The sequence below is a fragment of the Paenibacillus filicis genome, assembly GCF_038070315.1.
GTDB classification, from domain to species: domain Bacteria; phylum Bacillota; class Bacilli; order Paenibacillales; family NBRC-103111; genus Paenibacillus_G; species Paenibacillus_G filicis.
This window is the reverse complement of the sequence record NZ_JBBPCC010000014.1, coordinates 158,944-185,589: the sequence shown is the minus strand read 5'-3', so window position 1 is coordinate 185,589 and position 26,646 is coordinate 158,944. Positions and strand designations below refer to the sequence as shown.

The 26,646-nt window shown below is 52.8% G+C and carries 24 protein-coding genes; 6 read left to right on the top strand and 18 right to left on the bottom strand.

Annotated features, from left to right (window positions below):
• Positions 1–48: 48 nt before the first annotated feature.
• The 7 genes from WMW72_RS21120 to WMW72_RS21090 form a co-directional block, all read right to left on the bottom strand.
• Positions 49–606 (bottom strand): cysteine hydrolase family protein, encoded by a 558-nt coding sequence (locus WMW72_RS21120; RefSeq protein ID WP_341417547.1) that lies wholly within the window; start codon positions 604–606, stop codon positions 49–51.
• A gap of 140 nt (positions 607–746) precedes the next feature.
• Entirely contained in the window at positions 747–899 is a 153-nt protein-coding gene (locus WMW72_RS21115; RefSeq protein ID WP_341417546.1) for a hypothetical protein, read from the bottom strand.
• A gap of 287 nt (positions 900–1,186) precedes the next feature.
• Positions 1,187–2,566, bottom strand: a complete 1,380-nt coding sequence (locus WMW72_RS21110; protein ID WP_341417545.1) for a sulfatase family protein — start codon at positions 2,564–2,566, stop codon at positions 1,187–1,189.
• A 44-nt stretch (positions 2,567–2,610) separates the two neighbouring features.
• Entirely contained in the window at positions 2,611–3,558 is a 948-nt protein-coding gene (locus tag WMW72_RS21105; protein WP_341417544.1) for an ABC transporter permease, read from the bottom strand.
• Complete coding sequence (locus tag WMW72_RS21100) at positions 3,555–5,831, bottom strand: helix-turn-helix domain-containing protein (protein ID WP_341417543.1); 2,277 nt, start codon at positions 5,829–5,831, stop codon at positions 3,555–3,557. Before WMW72_RS21100 ends, WMW72_RS21105 begins: the two co-directional genes overlap by 4 nt.
• 62 nt (positions 5,832–5,893) lie before the next feature.
• On the bottom strand, positions 5,894–7,477 hold the full coding sequence (locus WMW72_RS21095) for a type 2 periplasmic-binding domain-containing protein (RefSeq protein ID WP_341417542.1): 1,584 nt from the start codon (positions 7,475–7,477) through the stop codon (positions 5,894–5,896).
• A 45-nt stretch (positions 7,478–7,522) separates the two neighbouring features.
• Positions 7,523–8,380 (bottom strand): carbohydrate ABC transporter permease, encoded by an 858-nt coding sequence (locus WMW72_RS21090; RefSeq protein ID WP_341417541.1) that lies wholly within the window; start codon positions 8,378–8,380, stop codon positions 7,523–7,525.
• Between the two features lie 638 nt (positions 8,381–9,018).
• On the opposite strand from WMW72_RS21090, the gene WMW72_RS21085 reads away from it, so the two are divergent.
• Complete coding sequence (locus WMW72_RS21085) at positions 9,019–9,969, top strand: SEC-C metal-binding domain-containing protein (RefSeq protein ID WP_341417540.1); 951 nt, start codon at positions 9,019–9,021, stop codon at positions 9,967–9,969.
• A 101-nt stretch (positions 9,970–10,070) separates the two neighbouring features.
• On the opposite strand, the gene WMW72_RS21080 is transcribed toward WMW72_RS21085, so the two are convergent.
• Positions 10,071–13,196, bottom strand: coding sequence for an S-layer homology domain-containing protein (locus WMW72_RS21080; protein ID WP_341417539.1), 3,126 nt, complete (start codon positions 13,194–13,196; stop codon positions 10,071–10,073).
• Positions 13,197–13,633: 437 nt separating this feature from the next.
• Here WMW72_RS21080 and WMW72_RS21075 point away from each other — a divergent pair, with 437 nt between their 5' ends.
• Positions 13,634–13,894: a hypothetical protein gene (locus WMW72_RS21075; RefSeq protein WP_341417537.1), complete on the top strand. Its 261-nt coding sequence runs from the start codon at positions 13,634–13,636 to the stop codon at positions 13,892–13,894.
• Between the two features lie 154 nt (positions 13,895–14,048).
• Here WMW72_RS21075 and WMW72_RS21070 read toward each other — a convergent pair whose 3' ends face one another.
• Complete coding sequence (locus tag WMW72_RS21070; protein ID WP_341417536.1) at positions 14,049–14,306, bottom strand: MerR family transcriptional regulator; 258 nt, start codon at positions 14,304–14,306, stop codon at positions 14,049–14,051.
• A gap of 265 nt (positions 14,307–14,571) precedes the next feature.
• Here WMW72_RS21070 and WMW72_RS21065 point away from each other — a divergent pair, with 265 nt between their 5' ends.
• From WMW72_RS21065 to WMW72_RS21055, 3 genes are read left to right on the top strand one after another with little or no spacing between them, the layout of a single operon-like run.
• Positions 14,572–16,182, top strand: coding sequence for a flavin monoamine oxidase family protein (locus WMW72_RS21065; protein WP_341417535.1), 1,611 nt, complete (start codon positions 14,572–14,574; stop codon positions 16,180–16,182).
• Positions 16,183–16,218: 36 nt separating this feature from the next.
• Positions 16,219–16,776, top strand: coding sequence for a RidA family protein (locus WMW72_RS21060; RefSeq protein WP_341417534.1), 558 nt, complete (start codon positions 16,219–16,221; stop codon positions 16,774–16,776).
• A gap of 37 nt (positions 16,777–16,813) precedes the next feature.
• The gene (locus tag WMW72_RS21055) at positions 16,814–17,005 is read left to right on the top strand and encodes a twin-arginine translocase TatA/TatE family subunit (RefSeq protein ID WP_341417533.1); all 192 of its coding nucleotides are present in this window, start codon (positions 16,814–16,816) and stop codon (positions 17,003–17,005) included.
• A 159-nt stretch (positions 17,006–17,164) separates the two neighbouring features.
• Here WMW72_RS21055 and WMW72_RS21050 read toward each other — a convergent pair whose 3' ends face one another.
• From WMW72_RS21050 to WMW72_RS35760, 5 genes are all read right to left on the bottom strand, one after another.
• Positions 17,165–18,106 (bottom strand): dihydroorotate dehydrogenase, encoded by a 942-nt coding sequence (locus tag WMW72_RS21050; protein ID WP_341417532.1) that lies wholly within the window; start codon positions 18,104–18,106, stop codon positions 17,165–17,167.
• Entirely contained in the window at positions 18,103–18,888 is a 786-nt protein-coding gene (locus WMW72_RS21045) for a dihydroorotate dehydrogenase electron transfer subunit (protein WP_341417530.1), read from the bottom strand. Before WMW72_RS21045 ends, WMW72_RS21050 begins: the two co-directional genes overlap by 4 nt.
• A complete protein-coding gene (locus tag WMW72_RS21040; protein WP_341417528.1) occupies positions 18,885–20,156 on the bottom strand; it encodes a Zn-dependent hydrolase in 1,272 nt (423 codons plus the stop codon). The genes WMW72_RS21045 and WMW72_RS21040 overlap by 4 nt, the downstream gene beginning before the upstream one ends.
• 411 nt (positions 20,157–20,567) lie before the next feature.
• Positions 20,568–22,529 (bottom strand): ribosomal protection-like ABC-F family protein, encoded by a 1,962-nt coding sequence (abc-f, locus tag WMW72_RS21035; RefSeq protein WP_341417527.1) that lies wholly within the window; start codon positions 22,527–22,529, stop codon positions 20,568–20,570.
• A gap of 154 nt (positions 22,530–22,683) precedes the next feature.
• Positions 22,684–22,827, bottom strand: a complete 144-nt coding sequence (locus WMW72_RS35760) for an RAxF-45 family protein (RefSeq protein WP_479724857.1) — start codon at positions 22,825–22,827, stop codon at positions 22,684–22,686.
• 177 nt (positions 22,828–23,004) lie between these two features.
• Here WMW72_RS35760 and WMW72_RS21030 point away from each other — a divergent pair, with 177 nt between their 5' ends.
• Positions 23,005–23,349 (top strand): hypothetical protein, encoded by a 345-nt coding sequence (locus WMW72_RS21030; RefSeq protein WP_341417526.1) that lies wholly within the window; start codon positions 23,005–23,007, stop codon positions 23,347–23,349.
• Between the two features lie 114 nt (positions 23,350–23,463).
• On the opposite strand, the gene WMW72_RS21025 is transcribed toward WMW72_RS21030, so the two are convergent.
• From WMW72_RS21025 to WMW72_RS21010, 4 genes are all read right to left on the bottom strand, one after another.
• Positions 23,464–24,129: a CPBP family intramembrane glutamic endopeptidase gene (locus WMW72_RS21025; protein ID WP_341417525.1), complete on the bottom strand. Its 666-nt coding sequence runs from the start codon at positions 24,127–24,129 to the stop codon at positions 23,464–23,466.
• Positions 24,130–24,259: 130 nt separating this feature from the next.
• Positions 24,260–24,547, bottom strand: coding sequence for a hypothetical protein (locus tag WMW72_RS21020; protein ID WP_341417524.1), 288 nt, complete (start codon positions 24,545–24,547; stop codon positions 24,260–24,262).
• 205 nt (positions 24,548–24,752) lie between these two features.
• The gene (rocF, locus tag WMW72_RS21015) at positions 24,753–25,667 is read right to left on the bottom strand and encodes an arginase (RefSeq protein WP_341417523.1); all 915 of its coding nucleotides are present in this window, start codon (positions 25,665–25,667) and stop codon (positions 24,753–24,755) included.
• A gap of 13 nt (positions 25,668–25,680) precedes the next feature.
• Positions 25,681–26,604 carry a proline dehydrogenase family protein gene (locus WMW72_RS21010; RefSeq protein WP_341417522.1) on the bottom strand — a complete coding sequence of 308 codons (924 nt, stop codon included), beginning with the start codon at positions 26,602–26,604 and terminating at the stop codon, positions 25,681–25,683.
• Between the last annotated feature and the right edge of the window lie 42 nt (positions 26,605–26,646).

The following is a 26,646-nucleotide window of genomic DNA, read 5'->3' as shown; positions in this document are numbered from 1 at the left end:
GTCTCAACCATCCTGCCAGAGGATGACGGACTGACGGCCGGGTGCTGCTTACAGCGCGGCCTGTTCCCCGCCCCGGACGACAGCTGCGCCCAAGGTATGCTTGAAATGCCCGAGCGCCCATTCATGGCCTGCCGGATTGAACGATGCGACCGCGTCTTCATGGACGATAATATCGAAGCTCTTATTATAGGCATCCACGGCCGTATGGAGCACGCAGATGTCGGTGCATACGCCAATGAGATGCAGCTCCCGGATCCCCCGGCTGCGGAGCTGTAGCTCCAGATCGGTGCCGCAGAAGGCGCTGTAACGCGTCTTATCCATCCAATAGACGGCATCCTTCCATTCGCGATAAGCGTCATCCAGCTCCCCATACAGCCGCCTGCCCTCCGTACCCCGCAAGTTATGCGGCGGGAACAGCTTGTACTCGGGATGGTGGACATCCGCCTCATCATGCAGGTCGACAGCCATGACGACCAGGTCGCCGGCTGCGGCAAACTCCCGGGTCAGCGCTGCGATCCGGCCCTCAATATCGATGCCCGGCTGCCCGCAAGGCAGCTTGCCTAAGACAAAATCCACCGTGTAATCAATGACGATCAAGGCTCTCATCGTTCAAAACCTCCTCGAATGGGTTGTAGCTTTCCATGCATCCATATAATCAATTTGATATTATCATTATGACATATTAATTCAAGTTGTCAACCCTATTTTTATTCCCGGGCACCGTGTCCCCGCCCACATCGCCTGCATCAGCGGCTCCAAGCAGATATAGCGCAGGTCTCCTCCAGCGAAATAAACCGGAAGGCAGACTCCATGTACCCTAGCGTCTTGTCTGCCAGTTCATCCAGGGTCAGCATGACCAGCCTGGAAGCTGGGATCTTCGACCAGGCCGCATCCGTCATCAAATCGCCAGCGGATCTATCCTATTATTGCCCAAAAATGAGTTATTTTGTGAAAATTAATTTTCAAGCAAATTATCTTTGGTTCATACACATATACTCTATATTTCTCAGAAATCATTTTACACTCTTCGCGAGCATTATCATATAGTACAGACAAGCGCTAATAAAAAAGAGCAATGATCGACACTCGGTTCGAGGTCTCATTACTCTTTATCATGAAGGTAAACCTTGCTGTTATATTTGTCCATAAAATTTGCAGAAGCAACAGATCGCAGTAACCATCTAAGTCAGATTCTCAGTTCCTCAACGGATATTCTTCTCTGCTCTAGCTTCCTGGATTTAGCAGGACGTATTTCGGGCGCTTCTTCCCCCGCTTCCATCATTCGGGCGATGAGTCTTTCTCTAAGCTCTGCCGTGATCGATGCATAGCTTTCCACGCCAATCAAATTGCTCAATTCATGCGGATCCGCATGAAGGTCGTACAAAAACTGCTCTTCATAGACATCGGATGCCGCATCCGTCCAACCATTCTTGTCTGGTGCATACACGCTGTATTTCCATCGATTCGTTCGTATGGCTCGCCCTACCTCGGATTCGCTAATTTGCAGGAACATTTCCTTGGGCCATTCTATGCTTTTCTTCTGCGCCAAAGGCAAGATGGAGCGGCCCTGCATGGTCTCCGGTACGGGAATGCCCGCTGCATCCAGCAAGGTAGGCGGTAAATCGATCAGGCTAACCAACTCTTGAATTCGGCCTCCTGCTTCAAAGCCTGGACCAATCAAAGCAGTCGGGACCCGAATCGAGCTATCGTGGCAGGATCGCTTGTACTCTGAATTGCGCGTCTTGAAATGACAGCCGTGATCGGAGGTAAACAACACAATCGTATTTTCTAGCAGCTGCAAACTTCGCAATGAATCAATGAGACGGCCCAGCGCCTCATCGAGCCGCTTAATCATCCCATAGTAACCGCCTAAATGCTGCTGGGCTGTACCGCCAAGCGCAGCGAGATCCGGTGGTGTCCACCGTCCGCTATATTGTTCTTCATAACCTATCGGAGCCGGATAATTGTCAAGGTGATTCTGGTGATGAGGTTCAATATAAGACAGGAACAGAAAGAAAGGCTCTTCGGACTTCTCCTTCAGGTTCTTTTTCTTCTCCTTATGAACAAATTGAATGGCCGCATCCGTTAGCGCGTCCGCCCGGTAGCCTGGCAGATGAACCGGCTCGTTCTCATTATTGTACATCACCGTGTCATACGCATCGGAGGAGAATTCCAACACGTTAGAGGCAAGCCAATGCTCGTAACCACCTCGTTGTTCCTCAAGCACCGGCTCCGAGCTCGCTAAATGCCATTTGCCGATATATCCTGTGCGGTATCCAGAATCACGGAAATAGTGCGCTAGCGTCTTGCGGTCCGGAGGCAGTGGAATACCGTTGCGGTAGCAGCCTGTCGTCGTTGCATACTCACCGGTTTGCAAGGATGACCGTGCTGGACCGCACACAGGCTGGCACGTGAATGAATGATTCACATGGGTACCTTCGGCCGCCATTCGGTCGAAATTCGGCGTCAGCCCCAGAGGGTTGCCATGCACACCCGTCGAATCCCACCTTTGCTGATCTGTAAAAAATACGATAACATTCGGACGTGTTGTTCCCTTTTCATGCAAAGTTCTCCATCTCCTTCAACCTTTTGTATAACAGCTCTTCCCCATTACCATAAGCCTTGATCGTTGAATCGGCGGGCTAGCCAGTTCGTAAACAGAAGCAGAAGCAATCCCGCCAAAGACTGAAACAATCCTGCGGCCGTAGCAATCGAGAATCGTCCCATGCTCAACCCTACACGATAGACATATGTATCCAATATGTCAGCGACATGAACCACGACATCGTTCGATAAAATAAATACCTGATCGAAGCCCGCTGACAGGATTTGACCCGTCCGCAAGATAAGCATAATAACGATAGTCCCTGAAATCGCCGGAAGCGTTACGTGCCTAATTAAACGGAATCGACTTGCTCCATCCATGCGAGCCGCTTCATACATCTCCGGATTAACGCCTGCTATCGCCGCCAAATAAATGATGGCCCCCCAGCCGACTTCCTTCCAGATGTGCGACAGGACAAGCAATGAGCGGAACGATTCCGGCTGCATGAGCGGCGAGCCGCTGAAACCTAACCATGAGAGCAAGCCCGTTCCTGGTGAAAGCACGGCAAACAATATGCCTCCCAGCACAATCCAGGATAAAAAATGCGGGAAATACAAAATACTTTGAATGATTCTTTTGAACTTTTGATTCATTACCTCATTCAGTAAAATCGCGAGCACAAGAGGTGCAGGGAAACCGAAGATTAGTTTATAAAAACTAATGAGCAGCGTATTATGCAGCGCATTCCAGAAATCTCCCGTAGACCATAGAATGCGAAACCACTTCAACCCAACCCAAGCGCTGCCTGTGATCCCCTGCGTTAGCTTATAGTCCTTAAAAGCAATAACGACACCGCCCATTGGGATGTACTTGAAAATAATAAAATAAATAAGTCCCGGCAACAGCAGCACGTAATAATATTTATACTTAAGCAGCGTTCGTAAGAAGGATCTTGACGATCCCGGAATCGCGCGGGCAACCGGCGTGTTAGCATCGTGAGCTTGACCGATCATAAGGCACCTCCTTTTTCCAGCTGTAGCTTGCGGTATTCGCCCGGGGTAATCTTTTCCCATTTCTTGAAAAACCGGATGAAGCTCTGCACATCGTGATAACCAATCTCCCAGCATATTTCCTGCAACGAATATTTGCAATTTTCTGCGAACAGCAGCTCTTTGCTTTTATCGATACGCAGCCGGGTCAAGTAATCGAGTGGTGTTTTCCCTGTCTCTGCACGAAACATTCGGCTTAAATAGCTGGAGCTGACACCCACATATTCGGCAATATCGGAGATGGATTCAATCCGGTCGTAATTAGCCTGCATATAGTCAATCGCCTTACTGATATAAGTATTGCTCAGAGTATGTTCTTGAAATTGTTCGAGCAGGGTTATGATGTCGCTGATATACCCATAGAATAGCTCTTTCACCTGCCCTATATGTTGGCATTCACTTACGGATTGAAACCGTAAATGAACTTTATCGAGGGAATAACCGTCTTCGTACAGCTCTTGCACGATCGCGCTCATCATCAACGTGATCGTGTCTTGAACCTCATCCCGGGTATAAGATTTCCCTAACATATAGCGGTCGAACAATTCGTCCAGGCATTGCTTCGCTAATTCCCGGTCTACCGACTTAAGGCGCCGCAACAGCTCCTTCTGGATGGCCAGGGGATAGCTCCATTTTCTTGAATCTGCCGAATCGTCGAAAAAGACACAGTCGGTTCGATGCATCCATGCGGTATTGTGTAACGCCCGTTTTGCCTCATGGTACGACTTGTTCAAATCGTTCATAGCTGAATAAATGCCGCCAATGGCTATTTGGAGGGTGATCCCCAATTCCTCCAGCCCAATCCCCCTCGCCGCTTTGCAGCATGCATCCAATTCCAGCCTTAGCTGCGTAATGAATGATGACACAGGCACATTCAAAATAAACCCGAATTGATGATTTTCCAGTATCGTCCCCACAACAAAAAGTCGCTTCCGCAGCTCATTCTCAGTGGTGCTGTACAGCATTAAGCGGATTTCGTTGTAGTCGTCCTGATCCTCCAAAGTCTGCATGTCTGCTTGCACAATGACAGCCGCATAGTAAGGATGAGGAAACACGATTCCGATATGCTGAAGCCGATTGGCCATGACCGGTGTTTCGAACACGCGATTTGTTAAAATGTCATAGATCAACCGGAAACGGATAATGGGTTCACTTTGCTCCAGGGTTTGTTTGATGTTTTGATTTTCCGAAACGAGCTCCCGGATCGCTTCAGCGATCAACTCGCTTTCGTCTTTTTTCGCAGCATTCCCTTGGCCTTGATACTGCTGTACATACTCCCTTACCATGTTCTTCCATGGTCTAGTGAAACGAATGCTATACAGGCATGCAAGCGCTAGGCTGATTAGGATCGCCACGGCCACAACTTCAATCGCCGCTTGTACCTTGCTTTTCCATGCGAGTTGGTACACGGAATATGGAATACGTTCTGCAACCGTCCACGGCGTCGTATCTGATCTGGCATAGCTGAGGAAGTAAGTCTCTCCCTCCCACTTCATCTTCACCATCCCTGATGAGCCTGACAGCAAGTGCCCCGAATCCAGGCTTTGCAAAGCCAGGTTGAGCTCTCTGCTTCTGGTATTACTTTCTGAAAGCACGACATGACGATCGCTGTCCATGATAAACATATTGCTGTTATCGACGTTCGCATACCGAAACAAGGCATCGAAGAAGGCTTGACGCTTCACATTCAGGATTAATTCGCCGAGCGGTTCTTTGGCCGTCAAGGGGACAAGTCTATGAAAGGTAAGCAGCTCAACAGGTTCTGTTGGTGATGTATCCTGCAAGCTGCGAACCTGATAGCTTTTGCTCATGCTGGATTGAAAGTTCGTCGTTACAACCTGTTTGTCAAAAAATTGATCCAGCGTATAGATCCCTTCGTTCGTAGTCAAAATACGGTTGTTAAGGCGAAAATACAAGTAAATGGAGTACAACAAGTTGTTAGAATTAACCTCATCCTTCAAATGATCCTTCAAAGCTCCATATTGCAAAATGGAATACGGAAACGGATTTGTTAATGCCTCATTGACCCCCGGCTTTAAAGAAACTTGCAAGGACAATTGCTCGATACTCTCAATCAAGGACTCGGCATGCTTCATCATCCCTTGCATTTGAGCTTGAGAGGATCTCGTAAGCTCGGACTTAATATCATGAGACACAATTATGAGGTACGACGAACCGACCACCATCACGAGGATGACTATGATTGTCAAATAGGATACGAGCATTTTATTAAACATAGACGGTCCTCCTTTTTCTTTGGAAACGTTGTTCGATTCGTCGTCTTTGAAAGATTAACCGTTTATTTCGCTTTCTTCCACTCCGCATTAACCTGCTTCTCTATTTCTTGTCCGCCCTCTTGGTAGTACCGTTTGACCAGTTCATCCCATTTATCGACGGACCAAGCACCGGTAACAATTTTGGCGAAATATTCATCCCAGAGCTTCTTAATATCCGGATAGTCATTCATCGCCGGCACACTCTTCCAAAATTCGTTGCGGACCAGATTTTGGGGATCGTTGGAAACCGTCATGGCCGCAGTAGCATCCTCCGTCAACCACCGGCGATCGACGACTTGCAGGAACCGGATCGGGTTGGAGAAGCCTTTTTTATACAGCTCAGAGTAATTAGGAACAAGCAGCTTAATCTTATTTTTCTCTTTGTCATATTGGTAATCTTCATTCTCAATGCCGTATGTAACCAGGTCAAAGCCCGGACCTGCAGACCAGTTGATCAATTCCATCAGCTTCTCGGGATTTTTAGCCTTTGCGGAGATCGCCCGAATATCGCTGTATGCCGGGGAATTCTCGGCTGCTCCCTTTTTCCCGTTCGTACCGGCAGCCGGTGCAAGGAAGGCAAGCTTCGCAGTCGCCGTTGTCTTTTTCAGCGCACTGTAGTTCGCTCCTGTCGGATCAGCATCAAACGCTGTTCCTTCGAAAGCGCCTGCTTTGGAATTAATGATCTTCTCGTTCATTTGTTTCGGTTCCATAATAGGGAACTCCGGATCGATAATCCCTTCTTTGTACCAGCTTTGCAATAAGGCAAGCGCCTGCTTCGTTTCTGGCAGAACCATGCCTTGCTTCAACTGTCCGTCACGCTGCTGCCAGAACGTCGGAATGACACCGAAAGCACCGAACACGGGGCTGAAATAGTTACCATTTGCGCCTGCTCCGACAAACTTATTGGTCGTTAAGCCAAACGTATCCTTCTTCCCATTGCCATCTGGATCATTGAACGTAAACGCCTTAAGCACGTCATGAAGCTCATCCAACGTAGTCGGCGTCTTTAGATTCAAAGCATCCAGCCAATCCCGCCGGATCAGCAGCCCGTTTACGTTAGGTCCATTGAATGTCTCTGGACGGTAGCCTGGCGGCAAACCATACAGCTTGCCCTTGTATTTGAGAATTTCCAAGTCTTCAGGCTTTAAATATTTCGTAACGTTAGGAGCTTGCTTTAACAAGTCATCCAGCGGCATAATCAAGCCTTCATCAGTTAATCTGTTCAACGTTAGTAAATCCGGTACACTAAAGTAATCCGGCAGATCCCCGGAGGAAGCAAGCAAGTTAAGCTTCGTCTTGTACTCTTCTCCAGAAGCCATTGAAACATTGTAATCAATGCCTTTGATTCCCGCCTGTTCAAGCCCAGCCAGCACCTTTTGCCTCGCTGGCCCGCCATCGGGCGGGTATTCAGGGGCTTGAAAGCTGCGGAAGATCTTAAAGGTAACCTTCGCGGGATCGCTGCCGGCAGCATGGCTTTGCTGACCCGCTGTACTTGGTGAGCTCGTACCGCTGCCCTCTTTCCCTGTGGTATCACTGCAAGCCGTCGTAAGACTGGCCGCCATCGTCAAGATAAGGATTGTCTTGTATGTATGATGAAATCGCATCATATTTGTTTCCTCCTATACAACAATGAAATGAATGCTGAGTTGTACTCAAGCTTTAACAGAACCGATTAGCGTGCCCTGCACAAAGTATTTCTGTAAAAAAGGATAGACGACAAGGATTGGCAGAACAGCCATGATCGTGGTTGCTGCAATAACTGATTCCGTTGATGAACCTGTGCTTTCCCCTGTCATTTGAGCGACGATCTGCCCATTAATAATATCCCTGAGGAGCACCGTAAGGACGTACTTGCTTTTATCATTCAGGTAATAAAGAGCCTGTAAATAGTTGTTCCAATAACCAACTGCCTCCCATAGTGCAATCGTAGCGAGTACGGGCTTGGAGAGAGGGAGAATGACACTGGTAAAAATGCGAATGGCATTCGCCCCATCCATTGTCGCAGATTCATCCAACTCCCGAGGAAGCGTTCTAAAGAAGCTCATCATAATGATCACATTGTAAGCAGATATGGCCGTAGGCAGGATTAATGACCATAAAGAGTTGATAAGTCCAATGCTTTTTACGAGCAGATAGGTCGGAATAATCCCCCCGTTAAACAGCATCGTGAACAAAATAAGGAGTACGAATGATTTTTTCCCAGGCAAATCTGCTTTAATAAGCGGGAACGCGGTTGCCGCTGTCAATAATACGCCGATAAATGTTCCAACCAATGTAACAAACAAACTATTGCCGTAGGCAAGCCATAAATACCGGGAATGTAAAATGTTGATGTAAGCATCCGCAGTAAAATCTCTCGGCCATAAAAATAAGCCGCCTTTCATCGCCTCCTCCATGCCGCTGAAGGACACCGCCGCTTCTCGCCACATCGGATAAAGAGTGATTAGGGACAAAGCGCTTAAACCTATATAATTGAAAATTGAAAATAGGTTGCCTCCTTTTTGACTCATCTGTAATCTCTCCTTCATGTAATATCCAATTCCATCTATCTTTTCGGTTAATTCCGAGTGATTTAATTATGTATAAAAGACCCCAATGAATATATAATGAGTTTTTGAACTAGTTATCAATATTTGAAATTCCGCTAAAAAAACCTTATATTATCAAGGTTTTTGAAAAGAATTGCGCCCCATGAATCTCTATAAATGAATACATGGAGTTCTTTTGAATGGAATTAAACTTATCATTTAACTCGGAATTATTCAATACATGTAGTTCGCCAATAAATCAGGTATCACAGCATATCTGTAACAACTGCTTGATGGATCCATCCCTCGCTAGCTTCCCTGCATACATCTGATAACACCCTGAGTAAACATACTAGATCCGCATAGGTTTCATAGATATCAGTTATCGCGAGTGAGACATCCATGTAACGCTGCATATGCAGGCACATGACCTCGCTTCGCGTTAGAGATCAGGTCCCTTTACCCTCTGAAAAGAGACCAAAATCGTCTTTTCCACCCTTATCCATCGTTTTTTCGTATAAAAACGACAAAAACTGCGAGTAGTATTATGAATATTTCTCAAAATCGGTTATGCTAGTACTATTGGCATCGATCGTGCTTATGTTGAAGGAGGAGCATTCTTGTTAAAGATTGGCAGAAACGAACCCTGTTACTGTGGTAGCGGTGCAAAATATAAGCGCTGCTGCCTAAATAAAATCGAGGTGACGGCCCTAGCCGCACCGGGCCATAACGACATTCAGGCCCGGACAGCGGAGCCGCAGGCCGAGCTCGGACTCACACCGGCCCCTGCGCCGACGATTGAAGAAATCCGCCGCATAGCGGATACAGAGATCCAGTGGGAGACTGACGCTTATGCTGCCCTGGCGAGCGAGCTTATTTCCCGGATGGAAGACTCCTATGAACCGACACATATCGGCGAAGCCTTGTCCGTCTGGGACAAGTTCTCGCGTGAAAACCGGCCTTCATTCAAGAAATCCGGCGCTTTCTGCGCCGCGCTTGAATACATGGTCGTGCAGGCCCACGGCCTTCCCGTTACCCAGAGCGATCTGGCCGCCAAGTATGAGGTTTCGTCCTCTACCCTGTCCAAGCGCTATCAGGAGCTGCTGCAGTTTGCAGACAGCTATTTCGGTTCGCACATTGAAGAGCCAGCTTCTGTGCCTGCCAGCCTGCCGTCTTCTCAAGCTGCGGAAGGGAATATCCGCTTGGAGGATCACGCGCGCGACTCGCTGCTGGCATCTTATCTGGAGCAAGACCGGCTTGATGAAGCTGAACAATTGCTGCAAGCATTCCCTGATGACTCATCCGTTACCTTCGTCTACGATCAGCTGCTTCTTGCTTACAAAAAATCCGGTACGATCACGCCTGAGATCGATGCCCTGTACCGCCAGGCTCATGAGCAGAATGAGCATGTACTTGAATTTCTATTCGGCGGCAAACCGCTGCCTAAGCCAGGCTCAGGTACAACCTCGAGCGAAGCTGAGGAAGAGGCCGTCGTCTATGTCACCACACATATCCGGCTGTGGATCAAGCTTCCAGAGCTGCTGGTCTGGATCTATAAGCAGCTTCGCTAATCCCGAGTTCGGGAACCTGGCGTAGAACTCCAGTCTAAAAAGTCCGTCGGCTCTTGAAGAGCCGACGGACTTTTTAGAACCTTTTAACCCCTACCTATAACCTATAGATGGAGCGACTCAAGCAGCTTATAGATAACCACAGTTGCTTCTGCTCTGGTCGCTAGACCGGAAGGCCGGAAGGTCTGGTCCTCATACCCGCTGAGGATACCGGATGACACCGCAGCATCCACGGACGACAGAGCCCACGCCGGTATATCTGCAGTATCCTGGAATGCGTTCTTCCCGGACGCAGACGGTCCATTATTGCGACCCAGTACTCTGGACAGGATCACAGCCATCTCTGCCCGGGTAATCGTGCGGTCCGCTTTGAATACCGTGCGGCCCTGTTCCTCATAACCTTGAATGAAGTCTGCCTGCACAGCTGCAGCGATACTGGCCTTGGCCCATGCAGGAATCACGGCATCATCTGCAAATCCCGTCGTCTTCGCCGCTTGAGGCAAAGCGAATGCATCTGCAATCATCTTGGCGAACTGCGCCCGGGTGACAGCCTCCTCCGGATGGAACATCCCGTCTTCAAAACCTTCTACAATACGCATGCCGACCAAACGATCACTGTAAGGCTTCGCCCAATGCTTGTCCAAATCTGCGAAAGTCATCGGCTTGTAAGCAAATACGGCAAACTTCGTAAAATGATTCACACGGACGGTCACCGCGCCTTTGGCCGAATCTACGCTTCCGCCCAGGTAAATCCAGCGATGCTGGGTATCGTTGTAGTAATAGACAGCCGCCTGGCTGCCTGCTGGAGCTCCATCCGGCTTGTAATTCAGCGTAATCTCAACCGGCTTGTTAAAGAGCCGACCTCCGGTGCTCGTCATCTCGACGACCGGGCTAAGCGCCTGGTAGCTGCCGGCTTGCGGAGCTTGTCCGGCCTGCAGGATCTCAGCTTGAATCACGCTGTCTTGGGACAGGGCGTTAGCTGGAATCTTGAAGCTCAGCACATTCTGGATCCCGCCTTCGGCCGCTTGCTTGCCTGCGGCATCGAATTTAACGGATGTTGTTTTGTCATGCTTGCCGCTATCCGGCTCTTTGTCCGAATTCCCTGAATTGCCCGGGGATGGGGTACTGCCTGAATTGCCGTCACTCGGTCTGTCATCGGATGCTGCGGCGACGACCTGTACAGCCCTGACAGCCTCAGCGGTATTTCCCGCAAGGTCGCTTGCCTTGTAATGAATCTGATAAGTCCCAAGCTTGCTCGTATCTACGGAACCTGTAACAACCACAGGACCGGCTAGGGCCAAGTTATCCGTGGCATCGGCCCCCATATCGGTGTAAGGGCTGTACACCGCCACCGTTACGCTCACAGCTCCACGCAGGGTAATGACAGGAGCCGTCCGGTCCATATTGACCTTCAGCGGCAGCACCGCTTCATGACCGAGCGAATCGGATGCTTGGAATCGAAGAACGTGCGTCCCCTCTTGCACCAGTTCCAGGCTGCTGCCACTTTCGTAAGGCAGGAAATCTCCACCGTCACGGGAAACCTGCAACGTAACCGTGCTGCCGGGTTCTTGAGCCGCGGTATAGACGCTGGCTGTTACATTTTGCTTAGTCCAAGCTGCCTGCGGGTAAAGCTCGCCGTCCGCAGTCTTCAAGGTCCCGCAAATGCGCAGCTGACTGCTGTCACTGCAATTCGGCTTTACATCCACGAAGATCGGATTCGAGTAGAACCACAGGTCCTTATAATTTCTTTGGTTGATTTCGGCGAATCGGAGTTCGTTATCAGCGATATCGGTCTTCTCATCCATCAATGGCTCCCCGTTGATGGTCTCGCCTTCCACATCCGTTCCCAGATTCGTGCCTCTTAATCTAAAATACTTGTTTTTGTCTGCGCGACCCACTTCGTAGGTAATGACATGGGTCCCGTCTGCTTCTGTGGTCCAATCCTGGCTAGTGAAACGCTTGACTACTTTCGTAGAATCATTGGTGTCCTTGCTGTAGGCTGCCGTGCCAGGAATAGCCTTGCCCGTAACATCGCCGGAGATCAGGTCGACATGGTCGACTTGAACCGGATCGCCGTTGTTGTTAGTTTCCGGACTCTTGAACCGGATGGTAAGCTGGAGCTTATCTCCCTCGTTCACTTGGAGGTTGCCGCCCATCTCTTGCTGACTGCCGCCTCCAGCCACCGTAAAGTCAAGCTTGTTGATGAGGTCACCGAATACAGAGAATGATTTACCCGATTTCATTCCGTCTAAGACGGCCTGCATATCATTGCCGTTCACCCAGGTATAATTCTTGGAGTATTCGCCCGGCCAATAGCCACTGGAGTAAAGGCGATTGGAGCTGATTTCAAAGTGAGAGTCTGAGTTAGCAAAATTCCAGAACCTGCGGCCTTCGCCCAGCAGCGCGTCCCAGGTACCGCCCAGCTTGGCGATCATGTAATCCGAACCGCCGTAGGTGCGGTTTTTGGGCGTCGACAGGTTCAAACCGCCCCGGTCCGGCTCCATCTGATTGCCCGGCATCCCTTCCAGACCGAACACAACATCCGGTGCCACATTGTTAAAATCCCGGATATCCGCAATGGTATAAACCGTTTTTCTGGACGGGTGGTTCAAGATGGCATAGCTGGTTGACGGGTAGTTCGTTTGCAGCCATTTCAAGCCGGTTCTGGCATCTTCCTTGGTTGAAAAAGCCCGGTTGTCCTTCGCTTTCCATGCCGCTACGTCAGAGGGATCGAATTTGTTCTCCGGACGATCGGAGAATAAGTACTCAAACTGATTCGAGACCTTCAGGGCCTCGTCGGAATTCGGATGGTCTGTCAAAATGCCAATGCCGACATGCTCGTAGGTAGGCATATCCCATTCGAACCCGGAAAACATAATTTTCCCTGCATACTTACCCGCCGCCTGAAGCTGCTTGATCTTGGGAGCTTGATATTGAATGATGCCCTGAGAAAACGGAATCGGTCCCCCAGGTATATTGTGGCCTTCATCATCCCGGGCAGACATTCTCAGGTGATCGGATAGAGCTATCCAGTCCATGCCGTATTGAGAAGCCTTGTCCAACACGTCCTCCAGGGACTGCTGCGCATCGTCAGATTGAAAAGTGTGTGCGTGATATTCTCCTGTTACCCATCTGCCGCCGCCAGGCGCTGGCTGGTTGGCTCCTGTGTCAGGACCAGCAGCCGCTGCAGCAGCGAGGCTCTGAGCAAATAGAGAAGCTGTGATTGACATGACAGATAACCACTTAGCTGACTTCGAATTAATCAAGACGGTTTATCCCTCCATCAGATTCCTTAGGTGTGTTGTTCTTCCTGGTGCACGATCATCCGGATGTCACATACGTGTAGGAAAGCAACTTAAAAATAGCCGATCATCGGTCATCCTGTCTACAAATTTCGACAAACAACATAATATCTTTAAATATGATCATATGAAGGATTGTAACTATGAATGGATCTGATCCTGTGGGGATGATGAAACCGATTAAGGGGAATTACAGAGGGTTACCAGCAGTCTTAGCTGAAGTCGAAAAAATAACAAAATCATGGTAAAATACACCTAAAATACAAGTTTACACGAGATCAGGAAGAAAACTAGGGTTTATAAAAAGAGCTGGTTGTCCAAACCAGCTCAGGCGATTCAGTAATTAATGGAATGGAGTGATTGGAGTGAAAAAAACCATAATAGGCGGAATCCTTACGTGTACCGGTACTTTTATTTCTCTAGCTATTTTAATAGCCGCGGCCTTATATGTACCAAGCATCACCGCTTGGAGAGGGTCCAAGCTGTGGTTTGCCATTTTCGGGACAGATTCTTTAGGCGATCAAGTGGTTCAAAGCTTATTTTTGGGCCTTCCCTTTACGGTAGGAATTGTGCTGTTTGTGCTGGGGCTGGTGGTGCTGGCTATCGAGTATTTCAAAAAAGAGTAATGTTCAGATCCGCTAGTCCCAAAGCTACGAGCATGATCATCCCGTTAGAAAGCGCTGCCGGGAAGACTTCCGGCTTTGGACCGAAGCTTCCCCCTAAGAACGCCCACAACCTTCCGCATGCTTACTATTCCTGCGCAATCCCGTCATTCCCCTCTTACTCCACTTCCCTCAGCTTCGTCATGGCCCCTCTCTTGCTGTGCATCAGCTGCTTGAGCTCGAACGTATTCTGTCCCTCCCTCAGCTGACGGTAGATCGCTTTGATCAACTCCACATCCTCGAATGAATACTTGCGGTTTCCTCCCTTCGTCCGCTCCGGGAAAATCAGCTTCCGCTCCTCGTAATATCTGATTTGCCTCTCCGTCAATCCTGTCATTTCACACACCGAACCGATACTGATGACTTTTTTGTCCAAAGTAACCATCCTCCCTGCGCGATATGCGATACATAAATGTCATTTAAACTACCATGAAAATCAAACGGAAATCTCTAAAAGTATCAATTCCCCTTACATTTTCCTTGATTTTAACAATTACAACCTTCATTAAGCAAGACCCAAGATAAAAATAGGACTCTAAAAATTTTCTATGTAAGATTTTCTAACCTGTTTTTACCACAGATTTTTAAATTCTGTTATATTGTGTGGGAGTCGTCATCCATTCATAAGGGGAGTGTAGCCGATGGAAACACCGGATTCACCTAAAGAAATCACACGCAGACAGTTTTTAACCACGGTTGGTAAAATCGGAGGCTCCGCTGCCGTATTCAGCCTGATGGGCACACTGGGCCTTCTTTCACCAGAAACCTTGAAAGCCGCCGATTATACGCCTCCGAGACAAGGCGATCTGAGCGCTACCCACCGCAACGGGAAAAAGATTCTGATTCTGGGAGGCGGCATCGCCGGGATGACGGCAGCCTACGAGCTCTCGCAGGCCGGCTATGATTGTACGATTCTGGAAGCCCGGGCCAGAGCCGGGGGCCGCATCTGGTCCGTCCGTAGGGGGACCACGGTGTCCGAGGTAGGCGGGATCAAGCAGGTCGCCCGCTTCGACGAAGCGGAGCACTTGTATCTGAACGCCGGGCCTATGCGGATTCCTCAGTTTCACGTGACGATGGAATACTGCCGCAAATTCGGCATCGAGCTGGAGCCGTTCAACAATGTGAACGAAAGCGGCTATTATTATCATGAAAATGTCGGCGAGCTGTCTGGCCGTAAAATCCGCAAGCGCGAAGCGAAGGCTGACATGCGGGGATACGTGTCGGAGATGATGGCGAAGGCTGTCAATAGCGGGTCGCTGGATCTCCCGCTTACGGCTGAGGAGAAGGCCAAGCTGGTCGATTATCTGAAGCGCGAGGGCGACCTGAACGCTGATCTGTTCTACAAAGGCTCTTCGCGGGGCGGCTACAAAGAGGAGCCGGGCGGTAAGTTCGACGCCGGCGTCGCCCGCGATCCGTTCGACATGAAGGCTATTATCAACTCAGGCTTCGGCAATAACTTCAGCGGCGAATACGGCTACGATCAGCAAATGATGATGTTCCATCCGGTAGGCGGCATGGATCGGATCGCCCAAGCCTTCGAGAAGCGTGTCGGCAATAGCATCATATACCATGCGGAGATTAAGGAAATCCGTCAGGGTGCGACAGCCGTCCGCGTCGTCTACACGGACACCACGACAGGAGCGCTCAAGGAAGTCAGCGGTGATTACTGCATATGTACGATACCGTTATCCGTGCTCAAGGACATCCCGGCAGACTTCTCCGCCGACATGAAGAAGGCGATCTCCAGCATCAGCTATGCCTCTGCAGGCAAGATGGGGATGCAGTTCAAGCGACGCTTCTGGGAAGAGGACGAGCAAATTTACGGCGGCAGTACGACCACCAATACCGACCTGGCCTCCATGTACTATCCGCCGACCAAGTATTTCGGCAAGAAGGGTATTCTGCTTGCTTACTATAACTTCGGGGGAGCTGCCGACAAACTCGGCAAGATGTCACTCGCAGAGCGCGAAAGCCATGCTCTCGCCCTCACCTCCAAGATCCATCCGCAGACCTACAAGGAATTCGAAACATCGTTCTCCATCAACTGGAAAACGATCAAATACAACATGGGCGGCTGGGCCGCATACACCGCCGACGATCGCAAGACCTATTATCCGACCCTGTGCAAGCCGGACGGACGCATCTACCTAGCCGGGGAGCATATGAGCTACATCACCGCGTGGATGGCCGGCGGCATCGAATCCGCCCGCAAGGTCGTCACGGAGCTGCATGAACGTGTGTTGAAGGAATAGTTGTTGGAATCCAATTATCTGAAGGAGTGACGCTGCATGTTCACCAGAAAAATAAAATTGTCCATCGCCGCCACTGTACTGGCCAGCTCGATCGGAGCGTATGTGTATGCGGCAGATGCCGATACCCCGAGCAAATATCCGGCCGAACCGATTCATGAGGTCGAATTCTACGGGAGCCCGAGCTCGTCGATCTCCAGCGGCGTATCCGTGCCTACCGGTGCCTCGTATCTATTCACCAGCGGGACAGTTCCTCCATTGCTGAACAAGGACGGTAAGACCGTGTATGAGCGATACGGCGATACGAAGACGCAGGCGACAGGGGTTCTGAAGACGATCGAGAAGCAACTGGCCGACAAGGGCCTCTCGCTGAAGGATGTCGTCTACCTGCGTGTCTACGTGACGCCGGACGCCGCCAAGGACAATAAGTTCGACTTCGCCGGCTGGAACGAGGCTTATGCGCTCTTCTTCAACAACGCGGATAACCCAGTCAAAACCGCTCGTTCCACCGTAGGCGTCCCGGCGCTGGTCAGCCCGGACTGGCTGATCGAGATTGAAGCCGTAGCCGTATATCCGAAGCCCCACAAGCAAAATTAAGCCACCCAACCGTTTATGAAAAGGAGCTGAGACTTCCATGCTGCAAAATATCGGCATCTCCGGCATTCTGATGATCGCGGTACTCGTCCTCATCCTGTTCGGTCCTTCCAAGCTGCCGGAGCTGGGCCGGGCCGTCGGACGGACCCTGCATGAGTTCAAAGCCTCCGCCCGCGACCTCGTCGGCGGTGACTCCAAGGACGAGGCGGAGCCGCGTCTGGAGAAACGCTAAACGAAAACCGCCGCTCAGCGCATAACAAGGAAGACCCTGCACAGCATCTTGGCTGCTGCAGGGTCTTCCTTGTGTACAATATCCCAGCGGCATCCGGGATGTCTCATAGCTCGCTCAGCTCAGCTCGGCTTCGTTGCCGGCGCTTCCGGCAACGCTGACTTACGGCTGGCAGACCTCCACCCCTTGATGAGGCAGGATCACCTGGCCGACCAGCTCGTTAATGTCTTGAATCTCATACATGCGCATATATTGCTCGATGCCTTCCAGAATGTCCGTCATGGCGAATGGATTAATGAAGCTGGCCGTTCCCACCTGTATGGCCGTCGCTCCGGCCAGAATCATCTCGATCGCATCCTCCCACTTCATCACGCCGCCGCAGCCGATGATCGGGAGCTTGGTCACCTGGCGGACCTGATAGATCATACGGACGATGATCGGCTTGACGGCAGGTCCGGAGAGACCGCCCATCACATTGCCGATCTTGGGCTTCCGGGTATGAATATCGATCGCCATCGCCAGGATCGTATTGGCTACATTCAGACCGTCAGCCCCACCCTGCTCACAGGCCAGCGCGATGTCCTGGACGCTAGTCACATTGGGGGTGAGCTTGGCTATAATCGGCTTGTCCGTCACCGAGCGGGCCAGCTTCACCAGCTGATACGACAGCTCAGGGTCCATCCCGAACGCATGGCCATCGCCCTTGAGATTCGGGCATGAAATATTCAGTTCGATGGCGGCGACACCCTCCGTCCCGCCGATAATCTCGGTCATCTCTCCATATTCCTGGATCGAATCGGCCGAGATGCTCGCGATCAGCGGCGTTTCGTACTGCCTATAGTAAGGAATCGTATGCTCCAGATAATACGCCAGCCCTTTGCTCTGAATGCCGATTGAATTAATCATGCCGCTCGTGACCTCGCATACCCGAGGGGTCGCATTTCCTCCCCTCGGATATTTCGTGATGCTCTTAGGAACGACAGCTCCGAGCCGGTTGAAATCGAACAGGCTGTCCATCTCTTCCCCAAAGGCCCCGGAAGCGGGCATAATCGGATTTTTCAAGTGCAAGCCGCCAATGCTGACGCCCAGCTTCACCTCTGTCATACGAGCACCACCTTATCCAGATCAAATACCGGCCCTTCCTTGCATACCCGCACCGAGCGCACGCTGCCCGCTTCCTTAATATCGCAGACACAGGCATAGCAGACGCCCATCGCGCAGCCCATATGCTCCTCCAGGGCGATCTGCCCCGGAAGCCCGTAGGCTTCGGCGGTCTGCTGCGTGAGCAGAGACAAGCGCTTGGACCCGCAAGTAAATAAGGCTTTAATGCCCTGGGTCTCGATGATGCTTTTCATCAGCTGGCCCACATGGTCCACACCGCTCGTACCCTCTTCTTCCGTTACTTTGTAAATCTGGGCGCCTAGCGCTTCCAGAGCCTCGGTCGCGAGAAGATCATTCTGGCTTCTGGCGCTGAGGATCGCCACGCACTTCACTTGTTTCCGAGCCGCTTCTTGTACCAGAGCTGCCAAGGTAGCGATCCCGACGCCTCGGGCAACGAGCAGAATCGAGTCCCAATCCTCCGCGATGGCGAAACCTTCACCAAGGGGACCGAAAACATCGATGGTATGCCCCTCAGCAATCCGGGTCATGCGCTTGGTGCCTTCGCCCTTCACCAGATACAGAAATTCGATCGTCCGCTCGTCCGGATTGATCCGGTAAATGCTGAACGGCCGCCGTAAAAAAGGGTCCAGCTCATCGCCGCACTTCAGATTAAAAAATTGACCGGGCTTGATGTCCTCCTGGATCAAGGACGCATCCACCACCATATGCCAATAGCGCTCACTTACCTGGATGTTGGATAAAACCTTCACATGGGCTACCGTCATAGGACTCTCTCCGTTCTATATACTTCTTGCTGGCTGCTGGAGGCACCGGCCCACTGTAAGATGGCTTGCTCCAGGAGGATTGCTCCAGCGGCCAGTTGCTCCACGGACGTGAACTCGTCGCGATGATGGCTCACCCCGTCCTTGGAGGGGACAAATATCAGCCCGGTAGGACAAAGCAGCGCCATATTCATCGCATCATGCCCCGCCCCGCTCGGCATACGTCTATATGAAAATCCCTCCTGCGCGCAAAGACGGCTTAGGGATTCAATCACTTCGCTATCCAGATGCACCGGCATTTCGTTGCTGAGCTGGCGGAACGTAATCTGGAGCCCCCGCGTGCTCTTCGCTTCCTCGATAGCCGCGAACAGCCGATCTACGACCCTGTTCTTGGACTCCACGGATGTGCCGCGGATCTCCAGCTTCAGCTCGGCCGCATCGGGAACGACATTCATCGCTCCAGGCTTAACCTCGCACACCCCAACTGTCGCAACCGTTCCATACGCAACCTCCAGCTTGGCAGCCTTCTCCAGCTCCAGTGATAGCTCAGCTGCGCCCAGAAAGGCGTCATGACGGCCATTCATCGGTGTCGTGCCTGAGTGGGACGCATGCCCCTGGATGTGAACTTCATACCGGGACGGAGCGGCAATTCCAGTGGCTAAGCCAATCTGCAGCCCCTCGTTCTCCAGAACCGGGCCCTGCTCGATATGTAATTCGAAGAACGCCTTAAGCTCCCCGCGGCCGCGGGCACTTTGTTCAACGCTTTCAAAATCGAGTCCGCAATCGGAAAAGGCCTCCGCCATCGAACGGCCATCCCGGTCCGTTAGTCCGCTGAGCTTTTCTTTGTCCAGAATACCTGCCATCGCTTTGCTGCCTACGGTCGATACACCGAACCGGGACGATTCCTCACAAGCGAAAGCTATAATCTCAACAGGATGATCTGTTTCGATCTGCCCATCATTCATGCTGTAAATCACTTCGAGCGCTGCGACCACACCCAATGCGCCGTCGTATCCGCCTCCTTGGATCACGGTATCCAGGTGGGAGCCTACGGCTACCGCAGGCCAGTCAGGATGCCGCCCTTCTCGGCGGGCGATCAAGTTCCCGCTAGCGTCGATGCATACCGTCATCCCCGCCTGTCTGCACAGACCGGCAAAATGCTCCACGGCCTGCCGCTCGATTTCCGAATAAGCCAAACGGGTCATGCCTTTATCTGAATAACCAAACTGGTTGATGGCCATCAAGGTGTTCTCCAATCGCTTCGCATCCACTTGTGATCCCTCCAGCCTCTAGGTGTCATAGAATTCAGACCGATATTCGCTAATCTGTTATCCTTATTGTAAACACTGTAGTTGCTATTGGCTTTATGGATACAGACAAAAAGCAGCGTCAGTTTTTATCCCAAACCATAAACAACCCCGAATCCAACGCGATTCGGGGTTGTTTATGCTGCACATATGAGGGTAGATCCCGGAAAAAGGAGCTGTGGGGAATCAAAATTGGCAGCCGGCATTCTGCGATCCCCTGACGAGCTTACGGCAAGCGTAGAACTGTTAGCGTCGTGCTTACTCGTTCGGCATCAGCCGCGCTTCAAGTTCCCACTTCAAATCCAGCCTCAAGCTTCGCTTCCGGTTCCACATCCGCTCCACGCCGACCGCCGCCGATGTACCAAGCCGTCAGTCCTATTCCAGCTCAAGCCACGCCTCCATCATCGCATCGAGCCGGGCTTGCAGCGCCTCGCGTTCCCGCCAACGGCGCTCCAGCTCCGCGGCCCCGCCCTCCTCGGCTCCGAGCCGCTCCAGCTCGGCATCCGCAGCGGCTAGTTCCGCCTCCAGCCCGGCCAGGGCGAGCTCCAGCCGCTCCCGTTCACGCTCTCTCTGCCTGCTGGAGCCCGCTTCAGTCCCGGCACGCAGCGGCCGCGCTTCAGCAGTCGCCGTTACCGCAGCCGGAGTCGCAGCTTGCTGGCTTTGCCCGTTCTTCTCCGGCATCCGCGCCGCAGCCGCTCCGGATTCCTGCCGTAGTCGCTTCATCCGGTATTCATCGAAGCTGCCGAGATGCGAGGTGAGCTGGCCTTGATTCAGCTCCCAGATCCGGTCGGCCAGCCGGTTAATCAGGTACCGGTCATGCGAGATGACCAGCACAGTTCCCGGAAACTCCTCTAGTGCTTCCTCCAGTGCTTCGCGGGAGGCGATATCCAGATGGTTCGTCGGCTCGTCGAGCAGCAGCAGATTCGGCTTATCCAGGATCAAGAGCGCCAGTCGCAGCCTCGTCCACTCGCCGCCAGAGAGCTGACACAGCGATCGGAACACATCCGCCCCGTAGAATAAATAGCGGGCCAAGATCCCTCTGGCCTCCCCTTCCTCCAGGCGCGCCTCGAGGCGGAAGTAATCCAGCACCGTCTGCTTCCCGTCCGGAACGGCCTGCTGCTGGGCCAGGTAGCCCAGACGCACCCGGGCGCCCAGCGTCACCTGGCCGCCATCGGCCGACTCCTCGCCAAGCATGACCCGGAAGAGTGTCGTCTTGCCCGAGCCATTGTCTCCGACCAGCACGACCTTCTCGCCATAAGCGAGACTCGCATCTGCCCGGGCCAGAACGCGACGACCGGTGAAGCTTTTGTCCAGCTGCTCCAGAGTTGCCACCTTGTTCCCCGAGCGATCCAGAGGAGTCAACCCGAATTCGGCACTCCGGCGCTCCAGCACCGGCCGCCTGATGAGTTCCATCCGCTCAAGCGCCTTGCGCATAGACGCCGCCCGCTTGAAGAACTTCTCATTGTCGCCGTTGCGACCCCATTCCTCCAGCTTGCGGATCGTTTCCTTCATCTTGGCCACGACCTTCTGCTGCTCCTGATACTGGGCGAACTGCTGCAGAAGCCGCTCCTGCTTCTCCGCCACATATCCCGAATAGGACGCCCTATACGAATGCGCCTCACCATCCTCCAGCTCGATGATCCGCGTGACGACCTTGTCGAGGAAGTAACGGTCATGCGACACAATGATATAAGTCCCTGTGTAATCCTGCAAATATTGCTCCAGCCACTCGAGTCCCTTCAGATCGAGATGATTCGTCGGCTCATCGAGCAGCAGCAAGTCGGGACGCACAATAAGCTGGGAGGCCAGGACGACTCGGGTCTTCTCTCCGCCGGAGAGCGTGCGGAACTCCCGTCCATAGGAGGCGGGGTCTATCTGCAGCCCCGCTGCGACCTGATCGATCCGGGCATCCGCCTCATATCCGCCTGCCGCTTCGAACTTATCCTGAGCCGCTCCATAATCGTGCAGCAGGTCGTCGAGCTGTGCAGGGTCAGCGGCGATTTCCTGTACCGACATCAGCCGCTCCAGCCGCAACATCTCTTCCTTGTACGCCCACAGCGTGCGCAGGCCGAACGCCAGCACCTTATGGACCGTCAGGCTGTGGAATTCATCCGGGATCTGGGGCAGATAGCCCACCTGGATATGCTTTCGCAGCGTCAGCTGTCCCTCATCCGCGCGCTGCCGCCCCGAGATCAGCTTAAGCAGCGTCGACTTGCCGCTGCCGTTGGAGCCGATCAGGCCGACCCGCTCGCCTTCCTGAATATCAAGATTCACTCCGCTAAGCACCAGATGGGCGCCATGGTATTTATGAACGTGCCGGGCATTGACTATAATCATATAGGGATCCTCCTCAAGATGAAGACCCTATCCAAGCTTATGAAGCGGATGGCAGGCGGCCCGTATCCGGGTGCAACCGGCTGCATACTCGTACAACGAAAAAAAGCCGCGGCAACAAGCCCGCGACCTTCGAACTAATCAAGCATCCGTTCGGCTAAGGTAGGTGTCTTCTCGCAAATGGTACAACCGTATTCATGGTTTTGGACAGACTTCTCCCGTTGTACGCCAAAGCATGAACGATGCCAGCCATAGCAATCGGCAGCTGGCTAATACGGTTGTTCACCATCTCGTGATTCACCTACCTCACCCCCTTCTCATAATTTCCATAACTGTATCATAAACTTCCAGTCAGCGTCAAATGATGAGACACAGCCTTCTGCGGCAAAGGTACAAGCGTCCAAGTCTATCCGCTCTATTCCCAGCATATCCTGTAGCATAGACAGGTCCACCAATTCTGGATATGGGGTGATTGAGCATGGATTTCAACAAGCTGGCCCGATACTGTGAGCTGAAGGAGCAGCATAAGCGGCTGGAGGACGAGCTGGAGTCCGTCCGCAAGGACATCGTATCGATGTATCCGGATTCCGCCGAGCTTAGAATCAATGAGTACACGTTAAAGATCATTTATCAGGAGAAAAGGCAGTTCAACGATCACCTGCTCTTCGAGGCACTGCCCGATCCTGAGCTCTGGAAGAATGTGTCCAAGGTCGATCCGGCCAAGATCTCCGCGCTGCTCAAGGCGGACATTATTACCTCCGACATGCTGGAGGGCACATACAGCACGATTCGCAGTCCCTACGTCTATGTGACCAAGCTGTAACAGACCGGCCGATGGAGAACGGCAAGCGGCACTTGCATGTCTTCCGCTAGCAGTCGCTTGCCCCTTATCGGCGATGAATCGACCCGTAGTCCCAAAACAGAATTTGTCACGATCTCATGCTATGTACAAGCCGTAAACGATCATGATGCCCGCATCCGCCAGCAGATGGCAGAGAATGGCTCCCAGCAGCGACCCGCTGCGGACACGCATCCAGCCCCACACGAGTCCCGCTCCGAATACAGCCAGCCCCGCCAGCCAGCCGAACGGCGGCTTGAAGATCGGCACGACAAGCAGCAGATGATACACGGTATAAAATAACGAGGAAACTCCTATTGCTGCCAAGGAAGACATCTTCCTCTTCAGCTCCTGCAGCACATACCCCCGCCAGTACAGCTCCTCCAGCACGGGATTGAGGACAATCAGTACCACAATCAGCAGTGGCCGTCCGCTCCCGCTAAAGCCCCAATTGGCCAGCAGCACGCGCAGGTTAAAGGGATCGAACAAATACATCCACAGGCTGGAGGCTGCCCCGAGGATAACAGCTAGTATGACCAAACCAAGCGCAGCCCCTGCGAGCGTATCGCTGCGATTATAGCGAAGCCCCCAATATTTCACAGCTTCTATCCATGTATGTCGCTGCAGCAGCAGCCGATCTGCAAGCGGCAGTCCGGCCAGCCACAAGTAGAAGAGCAAGCAGCCCAATGGTACGCTGCCCAGCTCCTGAAGCCCTATACCGAGCATCACAGTCGGTCCGAACAAGCGTAGACCCAGCATTTTCATCACAAACCCACCCTATACAACCAGCATCCTATTCAGATTAATTGTAGCTGCATGGGATAGGCAGGTGAAGTACTAACTTGACGTAGTACCGCCGATACGGCGAGGAGCCAGAGTCCTGCAGTGCATCCGCTCAGCTCTGTCCCGATCCGTAAGCTGCTGCCGGCTGGCACGACGGATAAGGGTACAAGTCTCGAATATCCCGAAGCGGATAATGGAAGGTTGCAAATTGCCGAGCGTACAGGTATTGAAGCACATACACTTCCCCTCCCTGTACGCCGCAGATGATCCCAGATACCCCCTGCCCATTCGCCATTGCAAGACCGACCGGCTGCCCGACTAATCCTCTCGCCTTCTCTTCCAAGGACATTTGTTCGTATCCGACATATGCCCTGTATACAGGTCGTTGCGGCTCCAACATCCTGCATGCACCCTCCCTCTCGAGGGCTGCACAGCTCTAGCTCTACAGCCCGCTATTATCTATCTTTATGCCGAGAAAGCAGGACTTGTGTTTCCTCTTCAGGGGGGAGCCGGTGGATATGCGTTCCTGGAGCAGGACATCTCTCAGCCCTGTACAGTCGGGTCAACAGACCTCTCCATCTTCCATTCCACCCTAGCGGGCAAACTCAATAAATCCGCTCGCCAAATAAAGAACTGATCAGCTCGACGGCGACCTTAGCAGTCGAATTGCGCACGTCCAGCGTCGGATTCACCTCCACAAACTCAGCGCTAACGACGACATCGGCTTCAGATAGCAGTTCCATTGCCAGCCGGCTCTCGCGGAAGCTGATCCCTCCGGCTACCGGCGTACCGACCCCAGGGGCGAACGAAGGATCGAGCGCATCGAGATCGACGCTCAGATGGACGCCGTCCGTGTCCTTGGCGGCAATGGCAAGCGCCTGCTCCATCACCGCAGCCATGCCCAGACGATCGATCTCCTGCATCGTGAATACGCGGATGCCCCGTTCCTTGAGAAACAGCTTCTCCCCGGGATCGATCGACCTCGCCCCGACGATAACCACGTTCTCCGGCAGGATCGCGGCCTTCCCGCTCCCGATCGACGTTAGCAGCGGATGGCCGCAGCCGAGTGCCACCGCCAGCGGCATTCCGTGGATATTCCCCGAGGGCGAGGTCTCTGCCGTATTGACATCCCCATGGGTGTCATACCAGATCACGCCGAGGCTTCCATAGTGACGGGAGACACCGGCCAGTGTCCCGATGGCAATGCTGTGATCGCCCCCGATCACGAGCGGGAAGCGGCCGGAAGCTGCAACGCCGGACACCCGCTCGCATAACTCCTGATTCACGCGCACGATCTCGTACAAATATTTCAGATTCGTCTCCGGAGCCGCAGGCTGGGGCTTGGCGCGCCGAACCAGCAGATCCCCCTCGTCAGCGACCTGATAGCCGAGCGCTTCCAGCCGCCGCTCCAATCCGGCGCAGCGAATCGCACTCGGCCCCATATCGACACCCCTGCGGTCGGCCCCTAGATCCATCGGTACGCCCAGCACAGTCACATTCCGGTTGCGGTTAGGGTTCATTACGATTCCTCCTTTAGCTGCGCATCAAGCCTTTGAGAACAAACCACAGATTGGCCGGCCGCTCGGCGATCCGACGGGAGAAGTACGGGTACCACTGTTCACCGAAGGGCGTATACACGCGCACGCGGTAGCCCTCGGCAGCAAGCTGCGTCTGCAGCGAACCGGCAATGCCGTAAAGCATCTGGAGCTCGAAGCGGTCCCGCGCAATGCCATGCTCGCTTGCATAGCAGATGACTTCGCGGATAATCCGCGTATCATGCGTGGCTACAGCTGTGTAGGTTCCCCGATCCAGAGCGGAGCGCACCAGCTCCAGGTAGGCGGCATCCACATCCCTTTTGTCCGGGAAGGCGATCTGTGCAGGTTCCCGGTATGCCCCCTTGACGATGCGAAGATTGGCGCCCAGCCCGGTGAGCCGATCCACATCCTCCGGCGAACGCCGCAGATAAGATTGAATGACCACGCCTACCGTCTCCGGGCCGTACGCTCGCAGCAGCCGCTCGAAGATGCTTAGCGTCGGCACGGTCAGCGAGGAATCCTCCATATCAATGCGGATAAATTGCCCGTAGCTTCTCGCACGCTCCACAATCAGCTCCATATGCCCGAGACAAAGCGACTCATCGAATAGGAGGCCAAGCTGGGACAGCTTGAGCGAGATATTGGCCTGCAGCCCGCGCTGCCGGATGTCATCCAGCATACGCACAATCATCATGCAAGTCTGTTCGACCTGCTCGCGGTCCCTGACACTTTCCCCCAGAAAGTCCAGGGTGGCGAGCAGACCGGATGCATTCAGGCGGCTTATCTGCTCCGCCGCTTCCGGTAGTGAACGCCCGGCCACAAAGCGCCGGACGCCCCAGTCCATTCCCCGCCGCTCCAGCAACCCCCGAAGCTTCGGCTGGCCGGCCAGCTTCAATACCGCCCGCCGATACAACTGGTTCATATCCATCGACTCCCGCACCTCCCAGTGAGCTGCTGTCCTTCA